The organism is Glycocaulis sp. (genome assembly GCF_052168375.1).
Taxonomy (GTDB): Bacteria; Pseudomonadota; Alphaproteobacteria; order Caulobacterales; family Maricaulaceae; genus Glycocaulis.
Map to the genome: position 1 here is coordinate 1 of NZ_JBQLZR010000145.1, position 10,205 is coordinate 10,205.

At 63.7% G+C, this 10,205-nt stretch carries 8 protein-coding genes and 1 pseudogene; 2 read left to right on the forward strand and 7 right to left on the reverse strand.

Translation table 11 applies throughout. From position 1 onward, the window contains the following. Nucleotides 1-1,084: pseudogene (locus ACTS2Z_RS05775) on the forward strand (translational GTPase TypA); the annotation flags it as partial. 151 nt (nt 1,085-1,235) lie between these two features. Here ACTS2Z_RS05775 and queA read toward each other — a convergent pair. The 7 genes from queA to ACTS2Z_RS05810 form a co-directional block, all read right to left on the reverse strand. Further along, nucleotides 1,236-2,300 carry a tRNA preQ1(34) S-adenosylmethionine ribosyltransferase-isomerase QueA gene (gene queA / locus ACTS2Z_RS05780; RefSeq protein ID WP_442572271.1) on the reverse strand — a complete coding sequence of 355 codons (1,065 nt, stop codon included), beginning with the start codon at nt 2,298-2,300 and terminating at the stop codon, nt 1,236-1,238. A gap of 60 nt (nt 2,301-2,360) precedes the next feature. Then, nucleotides 2,361-3,395 carry a tetratricopeptide repeat protein gene (locus ACTS2Z_RS05785; RefSeq protein WP_442572272.1) on the reverse strand — a complete coding sequence of 345 codons (1,035 nt, stop codon included), beginning with the start codon at nt 3,393-3,395 and terminating at the stop codon, nt 2,361-2,363. A gap of 85 nt (nt 3,396-3,480) precedes the next feature. After that, nucleotides 3,481-3,927 (reverse strand): peptidylprolyl isomerase, encoded by a 447-nt coding sequence (locus ACTS2Z_RS05790; protein ID WP_442572273.1) that lies wholly within the window; start codon nt 3,925-3,927, stop codon nt 3,481-3,483. Between the two features lie 5 nt (nt 3,928-3,932). Further along, entirely contained in the window at nt 3,933-4,919 is a 987-nt protein-coding gene (locus ACTS2Z_RS05795; protein ID WP_442572274.1) for a peptidylprolyl isomerase, read from the reverse strand. Further along, nucleotides 4,916-5,410: a pantetheine-phosphate adenylyltransferase gene (coaD, locus tag ACTS2Z_RS05800; RefSeq protein WP_442572275.1), complete on the reverse strand. Its 495-nt coding sequence runs from the start codon at nt 5,408-5,410 to the stop codon at nt 4,916-4,918. The genes ACTS2Z_RS05795 and coaD overlap by 4 nt, the downstream gene beginning before the upstream one ends. Beyond that, complete coding sequence (gene gyrA / locus ACTS2Z_RS05805; RefSeq protein WP_442572276.1) at nt 5,410-8,268, reverse strand: DNA gyrase subunit A; 2,859 nt, start codon at nt 8,266-8,268, stop codon at nt 5,410-5,412. The genes coaD and gyrA overlap by 1 nt, the downstream gene beginning before the upstream one ends. Nucleotides 8,269-8,438: 170 nt before the next feature. Continuing rightward, nucleotides 8,439-9,071: an exopolysaccharide biosynthesis protein gene (locus ACTS2Z_RS05810; RefSeq protein ID WP_442572277.1), complete on the reverse strand. Its 633-nt coding sequence runs from the start codon at nt 9,069-9,071 to the stop codon at nt 8,439-8,441. Between the two features lie 160 nt (nt 9,072-9,231). Between ACTS2Z_RS05810 and ACTS2Z_RS05815 the strand changes: the two genes are divergently transcribed. Further along, on the forward strand, nt 9,232-10,205 hold a 974-nt coding region (locus ACTS2Z_RS05815; protein ID WP_442572278.1), incomplete at its 3' end, for a Kelch repeat-containing protein.

Below are 10,205 nucleotides of genomic sequence, written 5' to 3' on the forward strand. Positions count from 1 at the left end.
GACCCGCAAGGGCAAGGTGCTGCAGGTGTTCGGTTTTCACGGGCTGGAGCGCGTGGAAATGGAAAGCGCCAGCGCGGGCGACATCGTCACCTTCTCCGGCATTGATCCGCTGAGCATCTCTGACACGCTGTGCGATCCGGAGCATGTCGAGGCCCTGCCCGCGCTGGTGGTCGACGAGCCGACCATCTCGATGACGTTCCAGGTGAACGATTCACCCTTCGCGGGCCGCGAAGGCAAGTTCGTCACCTCGCGCAATATCAAGGAGCGCCTCGACCGCGAGCTGATCCACAACGTCGCGCTGCGCGTGGTGCAGCTGGATGATGCCGACAAGTTCAAGGTGTCGGGCCGGGGCGAACTGCACCTCTCCATCCTGATCGAGACGATGCGCCGTGAAGGCTTCGAGCTGGCGGTTGGCCGCCCGGAAGTCATCACCAAGATGGTCGATGGCGTCGAGAGCGAGCCTTACGAGAACCTCACCATCGATGTGGAGGAGATCCACCAGGGCGGCGTGATGGAACGCCTCGGCTCGCGCAAGGCCGAGATGAAGAACATGGTGCCGGACGGCAATGGCCGGGTGCGCCTGGACTACATCGTCCCGACGCGCGGCCTGATCGGCTTCCGCTCCGAATTCCTGACCCTCACCCAGGGCTCCGGCCTGATGTTCCACAGCTTTGACCATTACGGGCCCAAACAGGCCGGCGAAGTGGGTCAGCGGCCCAAGGGCGCCATCATTTCGATGGAAACCGGCAAGGCCCTCGCCTACGCGCTATGGAATATCCAGGAGCGCGGCAAGCTCTTCATCGGCCACGCAACGGAAGTCTATGAAGGCATGATCATCGGCCTCAATGCCCGCGAGGAAGACATGATCGTCAACCCGCTCAAGGGCAAGAAGCTGACCAATATCCGCGCCGCCGGCGCCGACGAGGCCGTCGTGCTGGTGCCGCCGGTCCGCGTGACGCTGGAATATGCGCTGGAATTCATCAATGACGACGAGCTCGTCGAGGTGACACCGCAATCTATCCGTATCCGCAAGAAGCTCCTGCTGGAGCACGAGCGCAAGAAGGCCAGCCGCGAGAAGGCCTGATTTATAGGGCGCACGCGCGCCGACGTCCCTTTCCTCGTCATTCCAGGCGAACCCCGGACTTGATCCGGGGGAGACCCGGAACCCAGATTTTTTGAAGACTCTGGGTTCCGGATAAGCGCTCCGCGCTTTCCGGAATGACGAAGCGGGAGGACTACCGCCGCTCGATCAGGCAGGCATCGCCATAGGAAAAGAAGCGGTAGTGCTGTGCGATGGCATGGGCATAGGCGCCGCGCATCACATCAAGGCCGGCAAGCGCGCTGACCAGCATGAACAGGGTCGATTTAGGCAGGTGAAAATTGGTCAGCAGCGCGTCGGTGATACGGAAATCATAGCCCGGCGTGATGAAGATCGCCGTCTCCGCGCTTCCCGCCTTTATCGTGCCGTGCGCATCGGCAGCGCTTTCCAGCGTGCGCAGCGCCGTGGTGCCGACCGGGACGATGCGCCCGCCTGCGGCCCGGGCGGCATTGATGGCAGCAGCGGCGTCCTCTCCGATCTCATACCATTCGGCATGCATGGTGTGCTCGGCGACATTCTCGGTTTTCACCGGCAGGAAGGTGCCTGCGCCGACATGCAGGGTGAGCGTGGTATGGTTGACACCGCGCGCGGCGAGCGCATCGAACAGGCGCGGCGTGAAGTGCAGGCCGGCTGTCGGCGCAGCGACCGAGCCCTTGCGGGCAGGATCTGAAAACATTGTCTGATAGTCATCGCGGTCGGCCGCGTCGGGCGCACGTTTCGACGCGATATAAGGCGGCAAAGGGGGATTGCCGGCACTCTCCAGAGCCTCATCAAGCGCCGCGCCTGACCGGTTGAATTCCAGCGCAATATCGCCGCCGTCTGCCTTTTCGAGGACCAGCGCAGACAAGCCGGCGGCAAACTGCAGCACATCACCCGGACGCAGGCGCTTGGCAGGACGAGCAAAAGCCCGCCAGCTATCGGCACTCATGCGTGTGTGCAGGTTCAGCTCGATACGCGCCGGTCCGCCGCCACCAGCGTCGCGCGCGGGCCGCTCTCCGGTCAGGGCGGCGGGAATGACGCTGGTATTGTTCAGCACCAGAAGGTCGCCGGGCTGCAAGAGCCCCGGTAGCTCAAGCATGGTGTGATCGCCAAGCGCTCCGCCTTTTGCGACATGAAGCAGGCGCGCAGCATCGCGCGGCCGGGCCGGGCGCAGCGCAATGCGGTCTTCAGGCAAGTCGAAATCGAAATCGGAGAGCTTCATGCGCGCGGAACTAGCGCCAAATCCCCCGCCCGCCAAGGGCGGGGGCACATTCGTTCACCGTCAGCAGGTATTGACGTAACGCCAGTCCTGCTGACCTGAATTTTGAGCCTGGATCGACTGACGCACCCGGCGCAGACATTCAAGGCGCGCCCGCGACTGGGCAAAGAACTGTTCCTGGCTCTGCCCGCCGCCATGCAGGTTCCAGATACGGGCCATGCTCTCCGATTGCGCGCGCAGATTATTGGCCTGCTCGGCCCGGCGCAGATCGGCGCGAAGCTGGGTGCAGTTCGGTCCGCGCAGCGTGCAATACTCGGCCACATCGCCGGCCCACATGGCAAAGCTGGACGTATCGGGCCCGTAACGGTCGATATGGTCGATGAAGAGGGCCTGGGAGATGTTGGGTGCTATCTGCACCAGCAGGGTCTGCGCGTTGGTGTCGCCCTGCTCTGCCGCGCGGCGCAGCCACTCTGCCGCCTGAAGGTAGTTGCGCGCCGTGCCCAGCCCGAACGTGTACATATACCCCACGGCGTACTGGGACTCGTGATCGCCTGAAGCTGCCGCGAGCTCCATCAGGGGAAGGGCCTCGCTATAATTGTCGGCTTGGAAGGCCGCCCACGCCGCCGCGTGGGTCTGGCTGCCCCGGCCATGGGAATTCGCGGAGGCCGGCGCCGCGCCCTGCCCGGCAGAGGCGACCGCCGTCGAGCCGCCACCCGGGCCGCTCACCGCGAGCTGGTAGCGCCCGAAATCGTCGGGGACATCATTCTGCACGAAGATCGCCCAGCGCCGGCCATCGCCGGGAATGGTGAGGCGTTCATAGCTGAAATCGGCAGCGCCTGCAGAAGCCTCGCACCCGCCCTCGCCCGACATGATGAACACGTCGAACTCAGCGGCCTGAACCGTCACCGTGTAGTTCTGGCCGGCCTGGGTATCGAGATTGAGGCAATCGACATAGATGCCGTCCTCCATCGGAGCATTGCGGTTGCTGATCTCGCCGGTGAAGACCTCGCCCGCGCGCAGCATGGAGCCGGAATACTGGGCCTCGGCCCCGGCGGCGCCGAGTGCGATTGCAGCCACTGCCATCATGGAACGCAACATGGTCTGATCTCCCTGCGAATTCTTTCACAGGGCAGTGTCGGTTCTCAGGCAGAGGCTGCAACTGACAAGGTTGGTCAGATGGCCGCTACTGGACCGTCGCTTTCACGATCTTGCCGGGGTTGCGCGGCGGCTCGCCCTTGGGCAGCGCATCGACAAACTCCATGCCTTCGGTGACCTCGCCCCAGACCGTGTAGCTGTTGTCGAGATAGGGCACAGCATCGAGGCAGATGAAGAACTGGCTGTCAGCCGAGTTCGGATCATTGGTGCGCGCCATCGACATCGTGCCGCGCACATGCGGCTCGGCATTGAATTCCGCCGGGATTTTCTGGCCCGAACCGCCCGTGCCATTGCCCTTCGGGCAGCCGCCCTGCGCGACGAAACCGTCGATCACGCGGTGAAAGCTGATGCCGTCATAAAAGCCGCTTTGCGCCAGCTCGGTGATGCGCGCGACGTGCTTGGGGGCAAGATCGGGGCGCAGACGGATTTTGACGTCACCCCCCGTATCGAGGGTGAAGATGAGGGTATCGGCCAAAAGACTTACTCCGTTATGCGAACAGGAATTTCGATGTCGCAGACATCAGGAAGACGGCCATTATTGGCCATCTGGATAGCCTCAAGATAGGCCGCAAAATCGGCTGAGGCAGTGTCAAATACATCAATGGTCAACCGGTCTGCCTCGGGCAACTCGCTGGCAATGCGCATCGACATGATGAAATCCGGGCGGAAGCCCATCGTCTCGCCCATCGTGCCAGTGCGGATCGAGTTCACCGCTTCCTGACCAGCCCGCACACGGCCCCACACGGTATAGACCGCTTCGAGATGGGGGGCGTGATCGCGCGTGATGTAGAACTGGCTGCGCGCCGAGTTCGGATCGGACGTGCGCGCCATCGCGGCTGCGCCCTGGCAGTGCAGCAGCCAGGATTCCACAACGCCATCAGCGCGGATAGCGGCCTGGCCGAGCGGCATGGTGGAGGTCGGGAAACCGTTCCAGAAACCCGCACGGGCCGTAGTGCTGCTCTCGCGCGGATTGATCTGCCGGTCCTGAAGTTCGGACAGCACGATGTTGGTATCGAGCGCGCGGGGCACGATGAATTCGGCACTCAGCGGCGCAACGTCAGCGGCAAGCCCCGGATTGTCCGATGCGCCGCCCCCTTGCGCCATGAAGCCGTCAATCACGCGGTGCCAGACCTTGCCGTCATAGAAGCCGTCGGCCACCAGCTCGCGGATGCGCGCGACGTGATTGGGCGCAAATTCGGGGGCCAGCTCCACCCAGATATCGCCATGACGGGTGGAGATGACGAGCAGGTTTTCCGGGTCAACCCGGCGCCAGGCGGCATCGGCCGCATTGGCGATGATGGCATCGGCGTCAGGCGTCGCGGGCGCGGCGCTCTGCGCTGGTGCCTCCTGCACAGCAGCTTCGCGCGCATCGGTTTCTGCCTCGCTCGACGCATCGGCGCAGGCTGAAGTCGCAAGGGCGAGCGCGCTGACGCTGGCAGTGAGAAGGGCGGAAGCAAGACGCATCATTTGGCAAACCTTTCCAGTACGCGCGATTTGATCGTGGGCGGCACGAAAGCGGTGATGTCCCCGCCCAGCCGCGCAATTTCCTTCACGAGGCGGGAGGCAATTGCCTGGTGGCGCGGATCGGCCATCAGAAACACCGTCTCGATGTCAGGATTGAGGCGCTGGTTCATGCCGACCATCTGGAACTCGTATTCAAAGTCGGAAACGGCGCGCAGCCCGCGAATGATCGCCCCGGCCCCCACCTCTTCTGCAAAATGCATCAGCAGGCCGGAAAAGGGGCGCACCTCGATCACCGTCTCGCCGGTATATTCGCGCGTCAGGTCGAGCGCCATTTCGACACGCTCGTCGAGCGAGAAGAGCGGGCGCTTGTCCTCATTGCGGGCAATCCCGATGACCAGCTTGTCATAGAGCTTCACCGCCCGCCGGACGATATCGATATGACCGTTCGTCAGCGGATCGAACGTGCCGGGATAGAGGGCGACGCGCTCTTTCATCAGGTGTCTCCGCCAGAGCCGTCAACGGCTCCGTCTGCCTCGCCCCCGCTGGCATCCTCGCCTTCGGTCTCGCCCTCGGCTTCGTCATTCTGGGCGATGCGCGCAACGGACACCACCTTCTCGCCATTGGCAAGACGGATCAGGCGTACCCCCTTGGTCGCGCGGCTGGCGATGCGCACTGAATGGAGCGGGAAGCGGATAAGCTGGCCGCCATCGGTAACGGCCATGACGGTGTCGCCTTCCTCGATCAGGAAGCACGCCGCGAGCGGCTCGGGGAAGCGCTTGTCCTTCGTCCACACGCCCTGACCACCGCGGCCTTGCGTGTAGTACTCGTAGGAGATGACGCGCTTGCCCATGCCGGATTCCACGACATTGAGGAGTATCTCCTCATGGGCGCGCAGTTCCAGATAGCGCACTTCGGAGAGGGTGATTTCCTCGCCCTCCTCCTCGTCGCCGGTCTCGATCTCGGCCTCTGCAGCATCGAGCTCGTCTTCGCCTTCATTGCGCATTTCGGCGCGGCGGCGTTTGAGATAGGCGCGTGTTTCGGCCCGGCTGATCTCGACATGATTGAGGATCGCCATGGAAATCGCGGTATCGCCGCTCTCCATGCGGATGCCGCGCACGCCGGTGGAATTGCGGCTGGCAAATACCCGTACATCGGTGACAGGGAAGCGGATAGCCTTGCCATTAGCCGTGGCGAGAAGCACGTCCTGCCCTTCATGGCACAGGCGCACGTCCAGTATCTGGCCGTCCACCTCTTCCAGCTTCATCGCAATCTTGCCGTTACGGTTCACCTGCACGAAGTCGGAAAGCTTGTTGCGCCGGACAGTGCCCGCCGTGGTGGCGAACATGACATCGAAACGATCCCATTCGGCCTCGTCCTCGGGCAGCGCCATGATCGAGGTCACGCGCGCACCCTCCGCCAGCGTCGGCAGAAGGTTCGTCAGATACTTGCCCTTGGTGTTGGGCGCACCCTGCGGCAGGCGCCATGTCTTGGTCTTGTAGACCATGCCGTCAGACGTGAAGAAGAGAAGAGGCGCGTGGGTGGAGGCGACGAACAGCGTCGAGACGAAATCCTCGTCCTTCATCGCCATGCCGGCCCGGCCCCGTCCGCCCCGGTTCTGCGCCCGGTAGAGCGAGAGCGGGGTGCGCTTCACATAGCCGCCATGGGTGAGCGTGACGACCATTTCCTCGCGGGGGATGAGGTCTTCATCCTCCATCTCGAAATCGCCCTCGACGAGCGCGGTGCGGCGCGGCACGCCGAAGCGTTCCTTGGCATCGAGCAGCTCGTCCTTGACAATTTCGCGGATGCGCACCGGGCTCTTGAGGATGTCCAGAAGGTCGGCAATCTCCACCGCGAGCTTTTCCGCCTCGCTGGAGATTTCATCGCGGCCCAGCGCCGTCAGACGATTGAGGCGCAGGTCCAGAATCGCGCGCGCCTGTTCATCGGTCAGATGGATGGTGCCGTTTTCCAGAATGATCGAACGCGGATCGGCCACCAGCGCCACGAGAGACGCGATATCGGCCGCCGGCCAGGCGCGCTCTTTCAGCTGTTCGCGCGCCGTCGCGGGATCGGGTGCTGCCCGGATCAGGCGGATCACCTCGTCGATATTGGCAACCGCAATGCCGAGACCGATCAGGATATGGGCCCGGTCGCGCGCCTTCTTCAGATCGAACTTGGCCCGCCGCGCGGTTACCTGCTTGCGGAAGGCAATGAAGGTCTCAAGATAGGTCTTCAGGCCCGCCAGCTGCGGCTTGCCGCCAATAAGGGCGAGCATATTGACCCCGAACGAGGTCTGCAGCGGGCTCCAGCGATAGAGCTGGTTCAGGATCACTTCGGCATTGGCATCGCGTTTCAGTTCGATCACCACGCGCATCCCCGAACGGTCGGACTCATCGCGCAGATCGGCAATGCCCTCGACGCGCTTTTCACGCACCAGCTCGGCGATCTTCTCGATCATCGAGGCCTTGTTCACCTGATAGGGAATCTCGTGGATAAGGATGGCCTGACGGTCTTTCCTGATCTCTTCGATCGTGGTCTTGCCCCGCACAAGGACAGAGCCGCGCCCGGTCAGCAGCCCGTTGCGCGCGCCGGTCCGGCCAAGGATCTCACCGCCTGTCGGGAAGTCCGGCGCCGGCACATATTCGAGAAGGTCGATGTCGGAAAGTTCGGGGTCTTCCAGCAAGGCCACCGTGGCATCGACGACTTCCGACAGATTGTGCGGCGGAATGTTCGTCGCCATGCCCACCGCGATACCGCCGGCCCCGTTGACCAGAAGGTTCGGGAAGCGCGCGGGCAGAACGATCGGCTCCTGCTCGGAAGCGTCATAGTTCTCGCGGAAATCGACCGTTTCCTTGTCGATATCGGCCAGCAATGCCTCAGCCGGCTTGTCCATGCGGATTTCGGTATACCGCATCGCCGCAGGCGGATCGCCGTCGACCGAACCGAAATTGCCCTGACCATCGAGGAGCTTCAGCCCCATCGAGAAGTCCTGCGCCATGCGCGCCAGCGCGTCATAGACCGCCTGATCGCCGTGCGGATGGTATTTACCGATCACGTCACCGACGACGCGGGCCGATTTGCGGTACTGCTTGTCGTGGGTATAGCCCTGCTCGTGCATCGACCACAGGATACGCCGGTGCACCGGCTTCAGGCCGTCACGTGCATCGGGAATGGCCCGGCTCACGATCACGCTCATCGCGTAATCGAGATATGAGCGGCGCATTTCGTCCTCGATGGAGATCATCGGGCCGCCTTCGGGACGCGGTGGCTCCTGCCCGCCCGCATCGCCGCCATTCATGCCGTTCCCGTTCACACCGGACTCGTCCAGACCGGGTTCGTTTGGTGTCTCGCTCAAGCGTATCTGTCCTGCTAGCCGGGCGGGCTCCGGGATGGCCCGCAAGGGATTGTCGCCGGCCACCGGAATCACGTGCCAGCAAAGCTGGATACGGGTTTACCAAGCCCTAGGCGCAGGGGCAAACGGCGAGGTGTTGTTGGCGGGTGCGGGTGTGTGGTTACAGGACCCGGTCAGGAGCCGCCAAAGAGCGACATCACAGAGCCCATCAGCTGCGACTGCGCAATCTGGCTCCACAAATGCACCAGCAGCCATACCGATGCGGCCAGCAGAATGCCGGTAACAATAACCAGAAGTCCGTCATTTGAGGTGATGGCAAGGCCAAAGACGAGAACTGTCAGTCCCGGAAGCAAGGGCCCCAGCGGCACGAAGCCAAGCGGAAAGGACACCAGCGCCGCACCTATGCAGATCAGCGCAACCAGCTGGACGAAAGGCGTGCGCGTGAGGACGTTCAATCGGGGCTTCAGAAAGCGGTCAATCGTGCGGGCATACGGTTCTGACGCGGTCACGCCCTGCATGAGGCGCTCGCGGCTGAATTCATGATCGAGCAAGCGCTGCGGCACCCAGGGCCGGTCGCGGCCAAACAGTATCTGCAGTGCGATCAGAAGGGTGATCAGCGAGAAGAGCCAGTTCGCCCCGGGAATTGCGGCAAGCGGGCTGACGGAAATGATGCCCAGCAAAAGCAGCAAGGGGCCATAGGAGCGCCGCCCGGCCGTCTTCAGCAGGTCGCCGACCGATACGGTTTCGCCGTCCGTCCCGTCCGCCATGTTGCGCAGAAGGGAATGGAGATTGTTGACTTCACTCATGAGCCGTCTTCCCGAGTGTTGCTGACCAGCCGCAACAAGGCCTACAGCGCGCAGACAAGGCCTTGCGTTCCATGCAATCGCTGCAGGGCTCGGCGGCGGCGCGTCTGGCCCCCTCACCGCTGCGATGCTAGCGTCAGGCCAATCAGGGGAGGCTGGAACCATGAAACTGACACGCAGGGCGGCAACGCTTGGACTGGCAGCTGGCGCTGGCCTTGTGGCCACAGGCGCCGGATGGACCCGCACGCAGGGCGATGCGCGCTGGAGCAATGCGCCGGACCTGCCTTTCCCGGTGCAGGAAATCTATCCCGCCCTGCTTGATGGCACGCTCTATGTTGTGGGCGGATTTGCGACCGGCATTTCGGAGCGTCCGCTGGACATTTCCGACCGCGTCCTCGCCCTCACCCCCGGTGTCGACGAGAGCTGGCGCGACATGCCGAGCCTGCCCGTGCCGACCCATCACCCGCAATGCGTGGGACTGGACGGCACACTCTACGCGATTGGCGGCTATACAGCGGAAAATGGCGGGCCGTGGTCATCCACGCGGCGCGTCTGGATCTACCGCCCCGGCGAGGATGCCGGCTGGCATGAAGGCCCGGCCCTGCCCGGTCCCTGGGCGGAAAACGTGGCCGCCATTATTGACGGCCGCATCCATGTGATGACCGGACGCCGCCCCTCTGGCGCCCAGAACGCCCAGTGGAATGACCAGTCGGACGTGACCGCGCATCTCGCGCTCGACCCGGCCAGCGGCGAATGGATCACGCTTGCGCCTGCGCCGAGCGCACGCAATTCCGCCGCCGCAGCCGTGCTGAACGGCCTCATCCATGTCGTGGCCGGGCGCACCGTCTCCGGCGGCAACACGCCCGTACATGAGGTCTATGACCCGGCCAGCAATAGCTGGACCATGGCTGCCCCCCTTCCCCAGCCCGCACGCGGTCCGCGCGGGTCAGGCGGCCTCGCCGCCGCCAGCGTTGGCGACACGCTCTACGTGTTTGGCGGCGAATGGTTTGAAGATGGCGGCGGGGTCTATGAAGAGGTATGGGCCTGGCGCGCGGAAACCGATGCGTGGGAAGCCATGGGCCCCATGCCCACACCGCGCCACGGCCTCGGCGCGCTGAGCCTTGACGGCGCCATCTA